Raw genomic sequence first — 18,482 nt, forward strand, 5'->3', positions numbered from 1 at the left:
TTCCCGCTTGTCCGTACGCGCTGATTCGTCTTAAATCAGTCAGGTAACGAACAAGAGGAATGAGAATGAGCGATAAACTTCGTGTCGGCCTGATAGGCTACGGATTTGCCAGCAAAACCTTCCATGCACCGTTGATCGCCGGGACCCCGGATGTTGAACTGGCGGCGATCTCCAGCAGCGATGCAGCCAAAGTGCACGCTGACTGGCCATCGGTGCAGGTGGTGAGCGATCCCCAGACGCTGCTGGACGATCCGACATTGCATCTGATTGTAATTCCTACCCCAAACGATACCCACTTCCCTCTGGCGAAAGCGGCGCTGAACGCCGGTAAACATGTGGTGGTCGATAAACCTTTTACGGTCACCCTGTCACAGGCGCGCGAACTGGATGCGCTGGCGAAGGCCAAAGGGTTGCTGCTGTCGGTGTTCCATAATCGCCGCTGGGACAGTGACTTCCTGACGCTGAAATCGCTGCTGGCGGATGGCACGCTGGGCGAGATCCGTTATCTGGAATCGCACTTTGATCGCTTCCGCCCGGAAGTCCGCCAGCGCTGGCGCGAGATGAAAGGGCCGGGCAGCGGCATCTGGTTCGATCTCGGACCGCATGTACTTGACCAGGCGTTGCAGCTGTTTGGTACGCCAGTGGCAATCAATGTGGATATGGCGGAGTTGCGCACTGGCGCGCAAACCACCGACTATTTCCACGCCACGCTGACCTATCCACAACGCCGCGTGGTGCTGCATGCCAGCATGCTGGTGGCGGCGGAGTCAGCGCGTTTTATTGTGCACGGCACCCGTGGTAGCTACGTTAAATATGGCCTCGACCCGCAGGAAGATCGCCTGAAGGCGGGTGAACGCCCGCCCAAAGAGGAGTGGGGCTACGATATGCGTGATGGCGTGCTAACGCTGGCTGAAGGCGATGTGATGGTGGAAAAAGCACTGCTGACGCTGCCAGGTAACTATCCGGCCTATTATGCGGCAGTGCGTGACGCCATTGCCGGTACCGGCGCGAATCCGGTAACGGCAGAGGAAGCTATCCAGGTGATGGAGTTAATCGAGCTGGGTCTGCAATCGGCGGAAAAACGCCAGACATTGTCATTGAAGTAATTTTCGTAATGATCGTAACGGCGCGATTTATCGCGCCGTTACGGCATGTCAACGTTATCCTGCCACGCGTGCGCGCAACGCGGCTTTTTCGGCGTCACTGAGAAACGCAATGGTCACGCCATTTTCCTGCGCCTGACGCATCTCAGCCGCAGTCAGTCCTGCCTGTGGTGCCGCTACCTGATACTCATGCGCCAGCTCAATGCCCTGCACGGCCGGGTCGTCGGTGTTGATGGTGGCGAGAATACCGTGGTTGAGGAACGCCTTCAGTGGATGGCTGGCAAATGAGGCGACGGTACTGGTCTGAATATTTGACGTCAGGCAGGATTCGATACCAATTTTCTGCTCGGCAAGGAAATCCATCAACGCACGATCTTCGATCGCTTTTACACCGTGGCCGATACGCTCAGCTCCCAACTCGCGAATGGCCTGCCAGATGCTTTCCGGGCCAGCGGCTTCACCGGCATGCACCGTAATACGGAAGCCGGCATCGCGAGCGCGATTGAAGTGGCTGAGGAATTCGCTACCCGGGAAACCGAGTTCGTCACCGGCCAGATCGACGGCAGTAATGCCATCGCGATGTGCCAGCAAACCCTCCAGTTCGCGCAGACAGGCTTCCTCACCAAAGGTGCGGCTCATAATGCCGATTAAACGAACATCGACACCGTACTGCTGAACACCCGCCCGCACGCCATCAATGACCGCTTCCACCACACCGGCAATCGGCAACTGGTGGGTCATCGCCATATAACCCGGCGAGAAGCGCAGTTCCGCGTAATGGATACCGGCACGCGCCGCATCCTCGACGTTTTCCAGCGCAATGCGACGGCAGGCATCGAGATCGCCCAACACCTTAACGCCCCAGTCGAGTTTTTGCAGAAAGCTCACCAGGTCCGGTTCGTTAGCGGTGACCTGCACATGCGGGCGCAGCATCTCAAGGGTGGTAGCGGGCAGGGCAAGATTAAACTGGCGACCTAAATCGAGGATGGTTTGGGCACGGATGTTGCCATCGAGGTGGCGGTGGATGTCGGTCAGAGGGATTTTTGCATCAATCATGTCGCACTCGCTAAGTTATCGTAAAGTGCAGAGCATTATAAAAATATCTTGCGCAACAACGCCAGCGATTTGCGCAAATGGTGCAGTGGATGCTGGATAAAGCAGCATTTGCGGGTGGCTGACGGGCTTTTTGCGCTGATTAAATGATAAAGGGCATCGTGCCGATGTTGTGTTTAGAGGGGGTTCTTTTCAACTAGTTTTAATGGCCGAATGCCAAATTGAAGCAACAAAACCTTTCAGGTTTTTGTATGCATCATCAGTGCTTATTTTTCCTTCGAGAGGATGTTCTCCAACCACATCAGAGATGAACAATCCTGGAGTAATAGTGACACTTTTTTGGTTATCTATCGCCTCAGATACCGCACGGAAAATATGGCCGGTTTCGACATCGACGCTACTATGATGTTTATTATTCTCTAACCACTTTTGTGTTTCTTCAAGTGGTGAGTTAACAGTGATATTGGTTGATAACAACTCCTCTATAAAAGTGCCGTCAGGAATTTTCATATCTTCCATTTTTAAGTTGATTGCTTCATTTTCGTATATGCTGATGTTTATGGGGGTGTAATCCCCTATCTTTGCCTTTCCTGATAAGCGGCCACCAGCGCCACACATCACAATATACGTAAATCCTGCTTCAATAAATGCTTTTGTGGCATCGTATGATAAATCACCATTAGGCATTCTGAGTCCGGAAAAAATATATCTCTCGTTGTTTTCTTGGTTTTCGACGATGGCAGTGTCGAAGATAAAACCAGAAACTTTATGCTGAGTGGTGTTCATTTTATCATAACCAACTCCTTCAGGTTGATTTTCATCGATCTGATAAATTTCCCTTCCTAAAAACTCCATTATTTGCCAGCGAGCCCCAATGAATAAAACTTTCTTATCTGCATCAGGTAATGTATTTAGAACAGAGGATAATTGCATCATGGCATTCTCTTTTTGCATTTTTATACTTCCTGATATATTTATTTTGCTTATATCAATGTCGGCGTAGTGAAGTTGTAGTAGTTGATGTTTTATTCTGGCTTCACTGTTCATATTAGATAGCACAAGGACATTTTTCCCGGTTGTGGTATTAGTGACGTAATAGGATTTGGTTGAAGTATTACTCGAGATTTCTTTTATGCTATCAAAACCGCGACCCTGATAATGATGGCTGAGTGCTGAATAATTACCGCCACAAAAGAACTCACAACCGTAAGATCTTGCCGTATTAACGACGAGGCTGGATAATCTATTATCCAGATATTTTTTAACATTGATACTATGCATCTGCGTCCTGTCAGGTAGATTTAGAGTGATCTCATCACTGATTTTTTTAATGTCAAGTTTATGTTGTTTTATGGAGTGTATGAATGTGATGTCAGTAACTTTGTTTTTCTCAAATTGAAATCTATGGTTTGAATTTTGAAGTATGTCAGGTGCCTTATCGTTTTTTGATAATTTTATTATATTACCCGTTTGAGAAGAGGTGTTGCGTTTAAGGAATTTGTATTTATCAAAGAAACTATGTAGCTCCAGCTTTAATCTTTCAGTGTTCAATAAGTGTTCACTCTGCGGCTGATGTTTATTCTCTGATTTTGCATAGGACTTTATTATTAACTTTCTTCCATTGAACTCTCTGGTTTTTACACGGTTTTCATTTTGGTCGAAATTGTTGATGTGAATGTTGTGATTTTCTATTTTCATTTGGATTTCCCTGGTTATGAGGAGTAACCATTCTATGGATTGATAAATTCCCTACTCGGCACTCAATGTGTTTTCCATATGGCTAATTAATGTGCTGAAATAGTTCAAAATTATGGGGAGGGTGCAGTCATTTTCTGTGATACGAACCCAAAGCTGTAATATGTCACCATTACAGGTGAACACAGGATTATATTCACCTGGCTTAGGCTGGTTTCTTTCTAAAATTTCATGATGGTCATAATGGAAATGTTCAAGTGTTGCAATTGCCATCATGATGATGCTGTTGTCATCGACAGGGTAGCAATAAATATCGAATTTTTCATCTACGCTAATGATCGGTAACTCATCTTTGTTCACCTCATCATAAAGGTCCAGATATTTTAGCCAATCATGTAGCCCTTGCTCTATTGCTCTAATCACACTTTTCTCCATCTTCAACTTTCATTGCAGAGAGGATTTATTGTTATCTCAATTCACGGAGCGGCATATTTCATGCGTGTGAATGTGGCTGTTATTAAGGTAAGAAATAGGAGTTATGATTCTAACTTCTGTAGACAAAAGATAAAATATTAATTGAAAACTCAGGGTTTCCGAAAAGAATACATGAAGTAATCATCATAAGAAGATGATTTCATGGGCTTAGGCATAGTTTCGATAAGACTTTGGTGTAGTATTTTTCGCGTATTTTGTTAATGCAAGGTAATGGTGGCTTTATTAAGCTTGGTACATTATGAAATTGATAACTAACTATCCTTTTCATTTCAAGAAAATATCACAATTCTCTGAGTGTAATAATAATGGATTGTTAAATTTTGTATTTTCAAAACAAAGGATGAGGTGGGAATATTTAGGTTGGCAACAATTATGTAACTTTATGATTTCTTTTGCATAAATCACGATAATAAAAAAAGGTTTATCATAAAGATAAACCTTTCAGACTGCTGACAAAGTCTTGGTCGTAAAGCCGGGACTTTGATCTAATAAGGTCAGTGCAATTAACGGACTGACTGCCATGCTCAGAGAACCCACCCCTCAGCAGTATCAATTTGAAATGGTCACCCTTGAAGAACTGGTACCCGAAGACCATCTGGTGCGTAAAATCGACGCCGCCATTGACTTTGAATTTATCCGCGACGCCGTGGCACACCTCTACTGCGCCGACAATGGCCGACCGGCCATCGACCCCGTTCGCCTTTAAGATAATGCTGTTGGGCTATCTCTTCGGCGTCCCTTGTGAGCGCCGTGGTCAGGGAAATCCAGATGAACGTTGCTTACCGCTGGTTCCTGAAAATGGGGCTGACGGAGAAAGTCCCGGACGCCTTCACCCTCAGCCAGAACCGCATCCGGCGCTTCAACGACAGCACGCACCTGAAAGCCGATGCGAACCCGCGCAAAGCCATTAATGAGCAGCGTCCGGATGGCGTCAGTGAATATCTGGCTGAGCTGAATGCAGCAGTGGAGGCCGCCAGAAAGCGCGCCAGCATCCCGGTATCACGGCGATTCTGGCACACAACGCCACGGTGACGCTGGGCTGCTATTTTGGTGCGCTGCATAGCGGGCGCACGCTGACGGAGGGGGCGGTGGGCAGCTACTACAGCCAGCAACTGGCGTTGGTTGGTTTAATGATGATCCACAGCGCGAGTTGTACGATCCGGCGCTGACCTTTGTCAGCAGTGGTGCGCGGGAAGTGGGACGCCGCGCCGGCCAGCGTTTGTTGCAGCGTCTGGCACAGCCGTCAGCCGAGGTGCAGACGTTGATTGTTCCGCCACAGCTACTTCCCGGACAGGCATAATTCGTATTGGCGCGATTTATCGCGCCGCTACAAGGTGTTAAACACTTACTCCGGCATACCTTCGCTGGTTTGGCTACCCAGCATATAACGCGACAGGAACTGCTCCAGCGACAGCTTGTCACCATTCATGGTCACCTGACCGTTGGCGTATTGCAGGCTGGTGGTGATGTTGTCATCCTGCTGCTGCGTCAGGCGGAACATCTGTCCCATCGCCGCCAGACCTTTTACCTGCTGATCGGCCATCTTTTGCGCATCATCGCTTTGATAACCTTCCGCCAGACCGACATGACGCATCACTTCGGTCGCCATCGGCATATTGATCACCAGCTTGCCATCAAGGGTTTTCAGCACGCGATCGACTGCGGCTCCCAGAGTTTGCGCTTCACCGGTCACACTCGCCGGATCGTTGAAACCGACATTCAGGTTAAAGGTACTTTCGCCTTTGTCGTTTTTCCAACTGAGCGGCGCAATGCTGAGCGTTGGTGAACCTTTCAACAGGGTTGGCAGGTTGTTCATCAGAATGGTATGCACACCCTCCTGATAGCGGATGGGATCATCCATCAGGCCCGGCTGGTTCAGCAGGTTTTGAATTTGCGTGTTGTAGGTATCGGAGAAGGCTTTGACTGCCTGGGCATCAAACTGCGCCAGTTTCATCGTGACTTTCGCCTCACCAAACGGCTGTTTTTGCAGGCTGATATTACCGACCTGGTAATCAATCTGGCCGCCAATTTTGCCGTCTTTGTTATCGAATGATGAGGTGCCGTTCATTTTTTCCAGCGTCAGACCTTCCTGGCCGTTGACGCTGGCGGTCAGCTTGTCCAGGGTGATCTGTTGATCGCCGACGCGCACCCCTTCCGGACTGAGATGGGTATCACCGCTCACCTTCAGACCGTTGAGCGTAAACAGCACCGGCTGGTTGACTTCATTCTTGCTGGCAAACGCAATGCTGGAGAAATCTCCCTGTACACCCACGTTGTTGCCTTGCTGATCGGCGCTGACGTTCAGGGTGCCGCCGTTGGTCGCCAGGCGCACACCGTTGTTCACATCCTGATAGTCGGCTGGCAGCAGGGTCAGCGCGGTATCGGTCGCGCCGCTGTAGCCAATGCGGGTATCGGCGTTGACCAGCGATTTGCCGTTGGTCAACTCAAACAATTTCTTCACCGCTTCGGTGTTTTCCAGCTCGCTATGTACCGAGGCCATGCTGGGGATCAGCACGCCGTGCTTCAGCTGAGAAAAAGGGAAGGGGCCGTGATCGATGACGGTGTCCAGCACAATGCTCTGACCCGGCTTCAGCAGCGGGTTGTCTTCGGTTTGCGAGCTGGCTTGCAGCACCAGTTTGGCCTTGCTGCTAAACAGGCCGCGCTGGTAATCCTGATAGCTGAGCGTCAGGCGGCTGTTGGGCGCATACGCATTGATTTGCGTATTGGCGTTTTGCACCATCTGATCAATATGGCTTTCCAGTTGCTTGCCGGTGAACCAGGCGGCGCCGGTCCAGATTACCCCGAGGGCTACAATCACACCTACGGCAACCTTGGTCTTTTTCATCGCTGAGTCGTCCTTATCCTTGCGTCCGCAGGCACCTGGTGTGTGCGGCGGGTGAAGAAAAACGCCCGCAGGCGTTTTAAATTAATAGTTTGAAAATGATAGCAGTTAACCGGACGGTCGTCAGCCGCTTATGGGAGGGTATTGAAGACGCGTGCCAGGCGACCATGACCTGCGGCCGTCACCGGTGACTCGCTGGCGGCAATAAAGCAGGACTCACCCGGTTGCAGCACCAGCTGCTGACCTGATTTCTCGATCACCGCCTGGCCTTCAATGCAGAACAACAACGCGGCGCTTTGTTGTGCCAACGCTTGTGGTTGGTCATGCAGGGTGTGAATGGCGAAGGCAAAATCGTCCACTGGAATCGGGAAGTTCAGCGTGTCGCCCTGTTGCTGTGGTTGTGTCAGCAAAGTCGCGGCGGGTTTGGCGTGGAATTTCAGGTTCGCCAGCAGTTCCGGGATATCAATAAACTTCGGCGTCAGACCGGCGCGCAGCACATTATCCGAGTTGGCCATCACCTCCAGCGCCACCCCCTTCAGATAGGCATGCGGGGTTTCCGCAAACAAAAACATCGCTTCACCCGGTTGCAGGGTAATGACGTTCAACAGCAACGGTGAGAACAGGCCGTTGTCGTCGGGATAATCTGTCGCAATGCTTTTCATTGTCTGCCAGGGTTCGCCTTCGTGGGCGTTCAACGCTGCTTTTAACACGCCGAGCGCCCGTGATTTCGCCTCTTCGGTCAGCGACAGCAGGGTGGTAAACAGGGTGACCAGATTGGCTTCATCGGCATGCTCAAGGAAGTGGGCGATCTGCGGATGTGCGCCCGCAACCGGCTCGAACAGCGAAACAATTTCATGCAGCTCACGAAAGCCATTCATCGCCTGAAAAGGGGTCAGCGCGTATACCAGCTCCGGCTTGTGGTTAGCATCCTTGTAGTTGCGCTCGGCAGCGCTCAGAGGGATCCCGGCCGCATTCTCGCGCGCGAAGCCTACTTCAGCGGCGCTTTTGCTTGGATGGACCTGGATCGATAGCGCCTGATCGGCACACAGCACTTTAAACAGAAACGGCAGCTCACCAAAACGTTGCGCGACAGCGTCACCCAGCATGGCGGTTTTATCACCCTCAATCACATCACGCAGTGACCGCGTCTCTCCATTGATCTCGACGGTGGAAGGGCTTTTGGGATGTGCTCCCATCCAGAGTTCAGCCATCGGTAATCCTTGCGGGTTAGCGATGCCATACAGTTCGGTCAGTGCGGTTGTGCTGCCCCATGCGTAATTTTGCAGCGAATTGTTCAATTTTTGCATCATTCATCCCCGATAACGATAAGGCTATAAGCATTTTAAGGCATAAACAGCCATTGAAAATACATCAATAAGTGCAATAAATGCGAATGACTCTCATAATGTAAAATTCTGAAAAGTGACAATCTTGCCCGCTCAGTCGATCGCGCATGACGTGACGCTGAGCCTAAACCTCAATATCTGAGTTAAGGAGACGTAGTCATGGCAGCCCATCGCATTGAAAAAGACTCAATGGGACCGATTGAAGTACCGGCAGATAAGTTGTGGGGCGCGCAAACGCAGCGTTCACTGGAACATTTCCGTATCTCGACAGAAAAAATGCCGGTTGCGTTGGTGCATGCGTTGGCGCTGACTAAACGTGCGGCGGCCCAGGTGAACCGCGATCTTGGTCTGTTACCGGCCGAACGTGCTGATGCGATTATGAAAGCGGCTGACGAAGTGCTGGCCGATAAGCACAGCGATGAGTTCCCGCTGGCAATCTGGCAGACCGGTTCCGGCACGCAGACCAACATGAACATGAATGAAGTGCTGGCAAACCGTGCCAGCGAGATTCTGGGTGGTGAGCGCGGCATGGCGCGTCTGGTCCATCCGAATGATGACGTGAATAAAAGCCAAAGCTCCAACGATGTGTTCCCTACCGCGATGCACGTTGCGGCGGTGATCGCCGTACGCGAACAATTGGTTCCGCAATTGCAGGTGCTGAAAAAAACGCTGAACGACAAAGCTGAAGCGTTTAAAGACATCGTCAAAATTGGCCGTACCCACTTGCAGGATGCGACACCGCTCACCCTGGGCCAGGAGATCTCCGGCTGGGTGGCGATGCTCGAACATAACCTCAAACATATCGAACACAGCATCCCGCATCTGGCCGAACTGGCGTTGGGCGGCACAGCGGTAGGCACCGGTCTGAACACCCACCCGGAGTATGCGGTACGGGTAGCTAAAGCGCTGGCGGAATTGACCAATCAGCCGTTTGTAACGGCACCGAATAAATTCGAAGCGCTGGCAACGGTTGATGCGCTGGTGCATGCGCACGGCGCGCTGAAAGGTCTGGCGGCGTCATTGATGAAAATCGCCAACGATGTGCGCTGGCTGGCATCCGGTCCACGTTGCGGCATTGGCGAGCTCTCCATCCCGGAAAATGAGCCGGGTAGTTCGATCATGCCGGGCAAAGTGAACCCGACGCAGTGCGAAGCGCTGACGATGCTGAGCTGCCAGGTGCTGGGTAATGATGTGGCGGTCAACGTGGGGGGCGCATCCGGTAACTTCGAGCTGAACGTGTTCCGTCCGATGGTGATCCATAACTTCCTGCAATCGATTCGTCTGTTGGCTGATGGCATGGACAGTTTCAACCACCATTGTGCCGTCGGCATCGAACCGAACCGCGACCGTATCGAACAACTGCTGAACGAGTCGCTGATGTTGGTCACTGCGCTCAATACCCATATCGGCTATGACAAAGCGGCGGAAATCGCCAAAAAAGCCCATAAAGAAGGGCTTACCCTGAAAGGTTCGGCGCTGAAGCTGGGCTATCTGACCGAAGAACAATTCGATGCCTGGGTACGCCCGGAAGAGATGGTTGGCAGCATGAAGGCGTAAGCAAAATCCGTAGCGGCGCGATTTATCGCGCGATAAGTCTTGCCGCTGCGGCCATCATCAGGCCAGTCGATCGCACCACAGATGCAGGCGCGGAATAATCAGATGCAAGGGCTCAGCCTGTGGCTTATAACGATGCGCCACATTGTCAGCATCATAATCCAGTAACTCACCCAGCACCGGCACCTGGCTGCGGTCGCGGCATAGCACCAGCAGTGGAGAAGGGCAGGCCAGTTGGGTTTGCTTCTTTTCATCGGCACGCCAGACACGGGCCACCGGTTGAACTTTGACCGGACGTTTGATTTTCAGGCGGGCCGTGATCGGCAAATCGCGAACCGTTTCCAGTTCCTGCTGCACTTTCTCGGCCCACTGCTCACGGGTCCACGGGGCCTGAGCGCGATTGGCTTTCAGGCTGCGCTCCAGCAACTCAATGATTTCATCGCGTTTAACGTTTTTAATGATGTTCTTATTCGCCCAACCGAAACGCAGGCTATCCGGGGAATCCAGCAGGGTGACATTGCGGTAGGCATTCAGGGTGATCAACCCGCGTAAATGTTGGTGAACAAACTCAAAGCGCGCTTCGCTGGGCAGGCCGGACTCAACGGTGATCAACTGCTCCAGCCGCTGTTTCAGCGTATTAATTTCCGCCACCTGCCGGGTAATGATGTCGCTGGCGTGCTCATCCGCTTCAATGCAGATTGCGCCGGGCAGTCGTACCGCGGCTTTGGTGCTGAGTTTTTCTGACTGGTGCTGCATAAACAGCCGACAATAATGGGTGAGGGCCATCTCACGGGCGGCGCTCCCCAGATGCTGGGTGACTTTGATGCGAGATATCTCGTCGTGTTCATGGCCTTTTTCGATATCCGGCAAACCAAAAACCCGCGCGATCAATAAAGGTTGCTGCTCCACTTGTTGACGCAATGCGCCCAGATGCTGCTCCAGCGCGTTTACGCAGGCATGCAGATCGGCGATCAAATCGTAACGAGCCATAGGATGTCTCCATAGTTACAACATACCAAATGTGGCAGGGGATCGGCGTGATGGCAAGCACGGTTTATAATTACAACATACTTTTAGTTTGTTTTTTTTACAGCAGGTTTGCCAGCCTCGTTGTAAGGATTGCGATAACCAGCGGGCATAAGCATTTTTCGTGATCGATGAACGTGTTATAACAAATGCTTCGCCTGCTATCGGAATATTCATGTGGAGCATTACGCAAAGCCCGGCGTTCCCGCCATTATCACTCTCGGGCTGGTTCAGATCCTCTCCTGGGGTGGTTCATTTTACCTGATGGCGGTAATGGCCAATCCCATCGTCGCAGAAACTGGCTGGTCGCAGCAGTGGGTTTACGGTGCGTTATCGCTCGGCATTCTGGTTTCAGGATTACTGGCCCCGCTGAGCGGCAGGCTTATCGCGCGCGCGCGTGGGCGCGCATTGCTGGCCGGAAGCGGCGCAGTAATGGCGATTGGGCTGGTGGTGATGGGGTTGAGTCACAGTTTGCTGTTATTCCTGTTTGCCTGGGTCATTATCGGTATTGGCATGGCTATGGGGTTGTACGATGCCTTGTTTGCCACGCTCGGAACCCTGTATGGCGGGCAAGCGCGCGGGGCGATCACCGGCATCACACTGATTTCCGGTTTTTGCACCACGCTGGTGTGGCCGGGTACGGCGTTGCTCATTCACTGGCTGGAGTGGCGTGGCGCCTGTTTTGCCATTGCGCTGCTGTTATGCGTAGCGGTGCTCCCCGCGTATTTCTATGCTTTGCCGCCGCCGACGGCAAAGAAGAAAGAGACAACGCCCGTCAGGGCTGCCACGACTGGCGATTTGGCTCCCGGTCTGTTCTGGTTGCTATGCAGCATCTTCACGCTGGCTTCGGTGATTATGACCGCCATCTCGGTGCAGTTGATCACGCTGTTGCAGGCCAGCGGCCATTCTCTGACGGCGGCACTGGCGATCAGCGCCATTCTTGGTCCCTGTCAGGTAGGTTCGCGTATCGTCGATATCGCGTTTAAACGAGGTCATCCTATCTGGACCACGTTTTTCTCGGTGGGTCTGGTTGCCGTGGGTTTGCTGTTGCTGGCCTGTTTTCCGCAGTTTGCGTTGCTGAGTATGGTGCTGTACGGTGCCGGAAATGGTTTGCGTGCCATTGTCCGGGGAACTTTACCGCTGGTGATGGTCAAACCAGAAGCCTATGCGGTAGTGGTGGGGCGCATGGCACGTCCGGCGCTGATTGGTCAGGCATTGACACCACTACTGGGCGGTTATGTTTTTCAACAGTTGGGGGCGAACGCCACGCTGTGGATGCTTTGCCTGTTGGCATTGATTAACGTGCTGTTGGTGATGGTGCTGAAGCAAAAATTGCCGCAGCCCAACCCGCAGTCAGAAAGGGGAGTGATAAACTAAGCAGCCTGTGCGCTTGTGTCTGAGGAAATGATGAATACGTGCCTTGATCACAGTCGCTCGCTTCTAAAAAGCAACAGTGTTTGTTATATTTATTGCTCAATGATTACTCACTGCCGCGGCATGAAAACAACAAGATAGACCGCAACTCAGGATTAAAGAAATGCTTGATTACCGCTTCCCGACAGCTTTGCAGATGGTTTTGAGCGTAGCGATGGCGGAGCAATTGGGTAAACGCTCGACCAGTGCCATTCTGGCTTATGGCCTGGAGGCGAACCCCAGTTTCATTCGGAAACTTATGGTTCCGCTCACACGCGATGGCATCATTGTCTCGACGCTTGGCCGTACCGGTTCGATACATCTGGGCCGTCCCGCCAGCGAGATCACCTTGCGCGATATCTATACCTCGGTGATTGAAGACAAAAAACTTTGGGCCTCGCGTCCGGATGTCGCGCCGCGTTGTCTGGTGAGCGCCAACCTGTGCTGGTACTTCAAATCGATTGCTGATGAAGCCGAACAAGCCTCCCTGAAGGTGCTGGAAAAACGCACCGTGGCGGATGCGCTGGCTGAACTGAAAAAACGTGACACCAGCAACTGCGAACCCCTGCCAGACTTCGAAATCGAAGACTTCTGCAAGAAATCCCGCTGACATTTCCTGGAGCGCGTTGCTGCGCTCCCAACTCCGTAGCGGCGCGATTTATCGCGCGCCTTTGACCTTGATGCCATAGTGAAAATCGCGCGACAAATCGCGCCGCTACGAAAGCCGGTGGTGCATTTGTTTGAGTCACCTCTCATTTTCTGCCTTACTATCCCTGCCTGCCTGCCTGCCTGCCTGCCTGCCTGCACTTCTCGACGCTTTAGATCAAGGTATAAAAGGGTAACTATTTTATTAATTCAAAAGGATTTCGAAATGAAATGCAGGCATGCTAAAGATTCTGACTTGGATAAGGTTTGTGACCTCCTCGCAAAAGAATTCTGTCATGACCCGATATATAAAGTTTTATTTTCTGGTCGAGATGATCGTGTCAATATTCTGCGGGACTATTTTCGTATTTACGTAAATATAGAAATTTATCGTAAAGGTACATTGCTTTCTGAAAATGATACGGACGTTTTAGTTTATATTCGGCCAGAATTCATTGCGGAGATCGTAGAAACTCATGCTCAAGCCGATGAGGAATTGCGTAAAGTATGTGGTTCAAGTTACAAGGCGGCTTCTGAACTTATAAATGGACTCGACCGTTTGCATCCCCTGAACCCACCCCATTATTTTATATCATTACAAGCTGTGCAACGTTCAGCCCGTGGAGGTGAAGTGGTGGAGAGTTTATTCAGGACGCTGCATGATATAATAGATAAAGATAAATTGCCATGTTACGCGGAATGTACAAGATTCAGTACCAGAACGCTAATCAGGAGATGGGGATATCGTGATGCTGATTTTCCACTTCATATTAGAGGGTTTCCTGACCTCTATCCTGTTTGGCGTGACCCGAAACAACTTTCCATGAAATAGAATGATTGGATAAAAGCCAGTCAGGCTTTACTGACTGGCATTAGAATTTGGTGAACGGATTTTTACATCAATCCTAACATCACACCGTCTGCACTTCACCTTCCGGCTGTTTCCGTGTCACCAGTTTACGTAGCGTCACATAAAACACCGGCGTCAGGAACAGGCCGAACAAAGTCACGCCCAGCATGCCGGAGAACACGGTAATCCCGGTAACGCCACGCACTTCGGCACCGGCACCTTCTCCGAGAATCAACGGGATGGTCCCGGCGATAAAGGCGATGGAGGTCATGACGATGGGGCGCAGACGCAGACGACAAGCTTCCAGCGCGGCCTCGACAATCCCTTTACCCTGCATCTCCAGTTCGCGGGCAAACTCGACAATAAGAATCGCGTTTTTACACGCCAGCCCCATCAGAACCACCAGCCCCACCTGCACAAACACGTTGTTATCACCGCCGGTCAGCCACACGCCAACCAACGCCGACAGCATGGTGACCGGCACAATCAGGATCACCGCCAGCGGTAACGTCCAGCTTTCGTACAATGCCGCCAGTACCAGGAAGGCCAGCAATACCGACACCGGGAACACAATAAACGCAGCATTACCCTGGGTGGATTGCTGATAACTGAGATCGGTCCACTCAATGTTCATTCCATTCGGCAACACCTGATTGGCGAGTGCTTCCACTTTGGTCATGGCCTGCGCCGATGACATCACGCGAGGGTCAGCGTCACCAATCAAATCCGCCGCCGGGTAGCCGTTATAACGGATCACCGGATCAGGGCCGTAGGTGGTGGTGATATTCACCATGCTGCCGATTGGCACCATCTCGCCGCGATCGTTACGGGTGCGCAGGTTAGCAATATCCTGCACGCTGTCGCGGAAATCGCCATCTGCTTGCGCCATCACACGCCAGGTACGACCAAACTTATTGAAGTCATTGACATAGGAGGAGCCGAGATACACCTGAAGGGTGCTGAACAAATCGGTCAGCGACACGCCCTGTGCTTTGGCTTTATCACGATCAACCTGCACATCCAACTGCGGAACGTTGGCTTGATAGGAGGAGATCGGGAACATCATGCCAGGCGTCTGCATCACCGCACCGGAGAGGGTGTTGATCGCCGTTTGCAGCTCGCCATAACCCAGGCCAGCACGATCCTGCACGTAAAGGGAATAACCTGAACCCTGGCCGAGGCCCAAAATCGGCGGTGGCATGATGGAGAAACCAAAGCCCGCCTGAATTTTACTGATTTTGGCATTCAGCTCAGCGTTGATTTCCGCCGCACTGCGTTTACGCTGGTCAAACGGCTTGAGGCCAAAGAACACCGTCCCGGTATTGGGGGTATTGGTAAACTGCAAGGCGTTCAGGCCGGGGAAGGCGACCGCATAATCCACGCCTTCGGTATTCATACCGATCTCGCTCATCTTACGGATCACTTCATCGGTACGCGCCAGTGACGAGCCTTCCGGCATCTTCACGCCACCAATCAGGTACAGCTTATCCTGGGTTGGGATAAAGCCACCCGGTACGCTGTGGAACATCCAGCCCGCGCCTGCCAGCAGCAGCACATAGACGCCAAACACCGCACCGCGCCGCCGCAGGGTTTTACTGACCATCGATTGATAACCGTCAGCGCTGCGCTGGAAAAAGCGGTTGAACGGACGGAACAACCAGCCCAGCAACCGGTCAATCAGGCGCGACGGCATATCTTTCGGCGCATGATGATCCTTCAGCAGTTTCGCCGCCAGAGCCGGAGAAAGCGTCAGCGAGTTAATCGCCGAAATCACCGTCGAAATGGCGATGGTAACCGCGAACTGTTTATAGAACTGACCGGTAACGCCGGACAGGAACGCCATCGGCACAAACACCGCACACAACACCAGCGCGATAGCGATAATCGGGCCGGAGACTTCACGCATCGCCTGATGCGCTGCCGCGGTGGGCGATAATCCTTGCTCGATATTACGTTCGACGTTCTCTACCACCACAATGGCGTCATCCACCACGATACCGATGGCGAGCACCAGACCAAACAGGCTCAGGGTGTTAAGTGAGAAGCCGAGCAAATACAAGACGCTGAAGGTCCCCACCACTGAAACCGGCACCGCCAGCAACGGAATGATCGACGCACGCCAGGTTTGCAGGAACAGAATCACCACCAGTACCACCAGCACAATCGCTTCCATCAGCGTCTGTACCACGGCCTTGATCGAATCCCGCACGAACACCGTCGGGTCATAGGGCGCGGCCCACTGCACATCGTCCGGGAAGCGGGTCGCCAGTTCAGCCATTTTGGCGCGCACCGCGTTGGAGAGATCGATGGCGTTAGCCCCCGGAGCCTGGAAGATACCGATACCGACCGCATCTTTATTATTAAGCTGTGAACGCAGCGCATAGCTGCCAGAACCCATCTCAATTCGAGCGACATCACGCAGACGTACCAACGAACCATCATCGGCGGTTTTCAGGATGATATTGCCGAACTGCTGCTCGCTCTCCAGTCGTCCCTGGGTGTTGATCGACAGCAGGAAATCGCTCTCTTTCTTCAACGGTTCTGCGCCGAGCTGCCCGGCAGAAACCTGCACGTTTTGCTCCTGCATCGCCGTCACCACATCCGAGGCGGTCAGGCCACGCGCCGCCACTTTATTAGGATCAAGCCAGACGCGCATCGCATACTCACCGGCCCCGAAGATCTGAATCTGTCCCACGCCCGGCAGGCGGGCCAGTTCGTCTTTGACCTTCAGGGTGGCGTAGTTACGCAGATAGAGCGAGTCGTACTTACCCTGCGGCGAAAACAGGTGCACCACCAGCGTCAGGGTCGGCGACTGCTTCTGTGTGGTCAGGCCCAGTTGACGCACGGCCTCTGGCAGGCGCGCTTCCGCCTGTGCCACACGGTTCTGCACCTGAACCTGCGCCTGGTCAGGGTCAGTACCCGGACGGAAGGTGACGGTGGTCACCAGCACACCATCGGAACCGGCCACTGATTTCATATACATCATGTTTTCCACCCCGTTGATCGCCTCTTCCAGTGGCGTCGCCACCGAGTCGGCAATCACTTTGGGGTTGGCGCCGGGGTATTCTGCGCGCACCTGCACGCTGGGGGGCACCACATCGGGATATTCACTGATCGGCAGCAACGGAATGGCGATCAGCCCGGTAACAAATATCAAAATCGACAGCACAGCCGCGAAAATTGGCCGGTCGATAAAAAAGCGGGAGAAATCCATAACAGGCAGTCTCGATAATTATTGGGCGGCGCGCATCGCGACCGTTTGCGCAGTGACCGGCATGCCGGGCATAAACACTTTCTGCAAACCGTTAACGATGACCTTGTCTCCGGGTTTCAGTCCGTTCTGCACCACGCGCAGGCCATTTGCCAACTCGCCTGGCTGGATGTCACGACGCTGGGCCTTACCGCTGGCATCGACCACGTAGACATACTTACGGTCCTGATCGGTCAGCACCGCTTTATCGTCAATCAGCAACGCGGTGAAATCGGCGCTACCGGGCAGACGTACGCGGGCAAACAGACCTGGCGTGAACTGACGCTGCTGGTTATCCAGCGTGGCGCGCATGCGGATGGTGCCGGTGCTGGCGGTCAACTGGTTATCGAGAAAATCGACTTTGCCCGGATGCGGATAGCCTTGCTCGCCGGTCAGGCCGATTTCCACTGGCAGCGCACCCCGGTTTTGTCCCTCACGGGCCATCGCCTGATAACGCAGATAGGTAGCTTCATCGACGTCGAAATAGACGTAGACGCGATCCTGCGACACCAGCGTGGTGAGGACGCTGGCGCTGTCACCGGCGGTTACCAGGTTACCGATAGTGATCATGGCGCGGCTGGCGCGACCATCAATCGGCGCGGTAACGCGGGTGAAATCGAGATTAAGCTGCGCCATATCCACCGCCGCCTGGGCCGACAGCACGGTAGCCTGTGCCTGGCTGGCCGCTGAACGGCGCTGTTCTGCCTCTTCACGCGATACCGCCAGCGTGCCAATCAGTTTTTCGGTACGAGCCGACTCACTGCGTGCCAGCGCCGCCTGACTGCGGGCCTGCGCCAGTTCGGCCTGCGCCTGCTCCAGCGCCGCGCGATAGGTGCGATCATCAATGGTGAACAGCACCTGGCCTTTTTTCACTTCATCGCCTTCGCGATAATTCACCTGATCGATATAGCCGGATACGCGCGGTCGCAGCTGCACGCTTTGCACCGCTTCGATACGACCATTAAAACTGTCCCACTGGCTGACTTTCTGCTGTACCACCTGCGCCACACTCACTTCAGGCGGTGGCGGTGGGGCGTTTTTCGCCTCACCGCTATCACAGCCGGCCAGCAGGCTTCCCAGCAGCACCATTCCTGACAGGCTTACGCCCAGACGAACCCCATATGTCTGCAGATGCATTGTAGTTATTCCGCGTTAGTCAAAAAATTGAAAGGTCATGTACAAAAAATTTTGCAACTTTGACGGTTGCATT

The 18,482-nt window shown here is 52.8% G+C and carries 15 protein-coding genes and 1 pseudogene; 8 read left to right on the top strand and 8 right to left on the bottom strand.

From position 1 onward, the window contains the following. Positions 1 to 65: 65 nt before the first annotated feature. A complete protein-coding gene (locus CTZ24_RS09260) occupies positions 66 to 1,106 on the top strand; it encodes an oxidoreductase (RefSeq protein ID WP_021185178.1) in 1,041 nt (346 codons plus the stop codon). Positions 1,107 to 1,160: 54 nt separating this feature from the next. Here the strand turns inward: CTZ24_RS09260 and add are convergent, their stop codons facing one another. From add to CTZ24_RS09275, 3 genes are all read right to left on the bottom strand, one after another. Further along, entirely contained in the window at positions 1,161 to 2,159 is a 999-nt protein-coding gene (add, locus tag CTZ24_RS09265) for an adenosine deaminase (protein WP_208725372.1), read from the bottom strand. A 189-nt stretch (positions 2,160 to 2,348) separates the two neighbouring features. Continuing rightward, a complete protein-coding gene (locus tag CTZ24_RS09270) occupies positions 2,349 to 3,854 on the bottom strand; it encodes a hypothetical protein (protein WP_208725373.1) in 1,506 nt (501 codons plus the stop codon). Positions 3,855 to 3,905: 51 nt separating this feature from the next. After that, on the bottom strand, positions 3,906 to 4,286 hold the full coding sequence (locus CTZ24_RS09275) for a hypothetical protein (RefSeq protein WP_208725374.1): 381 nt from the start codon (positions 4,284 to 4,286) through the stop codon (positions 3,906 to 3,908). Positions 4,287 to 4,866: 580 nt separating this feature from the next. Here CTZ24_RS09275 and CTZ24_RS09280 point away from each other — a divergent pair. From CTZ24_RS09280 to CTZ24_RS26695, 3 genes and pseudogenes are all read left to right on the top strand, one after another. Further along, positions 4,867 to 5,324, top strand: a pseudogene (locus CTZ24_RS09280) (transposase); the annotation flags it as partial. 50 nt (positions 5,325 to 5,374) lie between these two features. Continuing rightward, entirely contained in the window at positions 5,375 to 5,515 is a 141-nt protein-coding gene (locus CTZ24_RS26690; protein WP_244634033.1) for a hypothetical protein, read from the top strand. Next, positions 5,497 to 5,646: a hypothetical protein gene (locus tag CTZ24_RS26695; protein ID WP_244634034.1), complete on the top strand. Its 150-nt coding sequence runs from the start codon at positions 5,497 to 5,499 to the stop codon at positions 5,644 to 5,646. Before CTZ24_RS26690 ends, CTZ24_RS26695 begins: the two co-directional genes overlap by 19 nt. A gap of 45 nt (positions 5,647 to 5,691) precedes the next feature. Here the strand turns inward: CTZ24_RS26695 and CTZ24_RS09290 are convergent, their stop codons facing one another. Next, positions 5,692 to 7,191 (bottom strand): YdgA family protein, encoded by a 1,500-nt coding sequence (locus tag CTZ24_RS09290; protein WP_021185173.1) that lies wholly within the window; start codon positions 7,189 to 7,191, stop codon positions 5,692 to 5,694. A gap of 128 nt (positions 7,192 to 7,319) precedes the next feature. Beyond that, on the bottom strand, positions 7,320 to 8,495 hold the full coding sequence (gene manA, locus CTZ24_RS09295) for a mannose-6-phosphate isomerase (protein ID WP_208725532.1): 1,176 nt from the start codon (positions 8,493 to 8,495) through the stop codon (positions 7,320 to 7,322). Between the two features lie 198 nt (positions 8,496 to 8,693). Here manA and fumC point away from each other — a divergent pair, with 198 nt between their 5' ends. Then, entirely contained in the window at positions 8,694 to 10,091 is a 1,398-nt protein-coding gene (gene fumC / locus CTZ24_RS09300) for a class II fumarate hydratase (protein WP_208725375.1), read from the top strand. Positions 10,092 to 10,148: 57 nt separating this feature from the next. Here fumC and tus read toward each other — a convergent pair whose 3' ends face one another. Next, entirely contained in the window at positions 10,149 to 11,078 is a 930-nt protein-coding gene (tus, locus tag CTZ24_RS09305) for a DNA replication terminus site-binding protein (protein ID WP_208725376.1), read from the bottom strand. 213 nt (positions 11,079 to 11,291) lie between these two features. Here tus and CTZ24_RS09310 point away from each other — a divergent pair, with 213 nt between their 5' ends. The 3 genes from CTZ24_RS09310 (at position 11,292) to CTZ24_RS09320 (ending at position 14,004) form a co-directional block, all read left to right on the top strand. Then, positions 11,292 to 12,491, top strand: coding sequence for an MFS transporter (locus tag CTZ24_RS09310; RefSeq protein ID WP_208725377.1), 1,200 nt, complete (start codon positions 11,292 to 11,294; stop codon positions 12,489 to 12,491). A gap of 160 nt (positions 12,492 to 12,651) precedes the next feature. Next, positions 12,652 to 13,137 carry an RrF2 family transcriptional regulator gene (locus CTZ24_RS09315; protein ID WP_021185167.1) on the top strand — a complete coding sequence of 162 codons (486 nt, stop codon included), beginning with the start codon at positions 12,652 to 12,654 and terminating at the stop codon, positions 13,135 to 13,137. A 78-nt stretch (positions 13,138 to 13,215) separates the two neighbouring features. Next, positions 13,216 to 14,004 (top strand): hypothetical protein, encoded by a 789-nt coding sequence (locus CTZ24_RS09320; protein WP_244634035.1) that lies wholly within the window; start codon positions 13,216 to 13,218, stop codon positions 14,002 to 14,004. Between the two features lie 79 nt (positions 14,005 to 14,083). On the opposite strand, the gene oqxB is transcribed toward CTZ24_RS09320, so the two are convergent. Both oqxB and CTZ24_RS09330 read right to left on the bottom strand, forming a co-directional pair. Continuing rightward, positions 14,084 to 17,236 (bottom strand): multidrug efflux RND transporter permease subunit OqxB, encoded by a 3,153-nt coding sequence (gene oqxB, locus CTZ24_RS09325; RefSeq protein ID WP_208725378.1) that lies wholly within the window; start codon positions 17,234 to 17,236, stop codon positions 14,084 to 14,086. Between the two features lie 18 nt (positions 17,237 to 17,254). After that, on the bottom strand, positions 17,255 to 18,409 hold the full coding sequence (locus CTZ24_RS09330; RefSeq protein ID WP_208725379.1) for an efflux RND transporter periplasmic adaptor subunit: 1,155 nt from the start codon (positions 18,407 to 18,409) through the stop codon (positions 17,255 to 17,257). Positions 18,410 to 18,482: the final 73 nt, after the last annotated feature.

The sequence above is a fragment of the Pantoea phytobeneficialis genome (assembly GCF_009728735.1).
Classification (GTDB): Bacteria; Pseudomonadota; Gammaproteobacteria; order Enterobacterales; family Enterobacteriaceae; genus Pantoea; species Pantoea phytobeneficialis.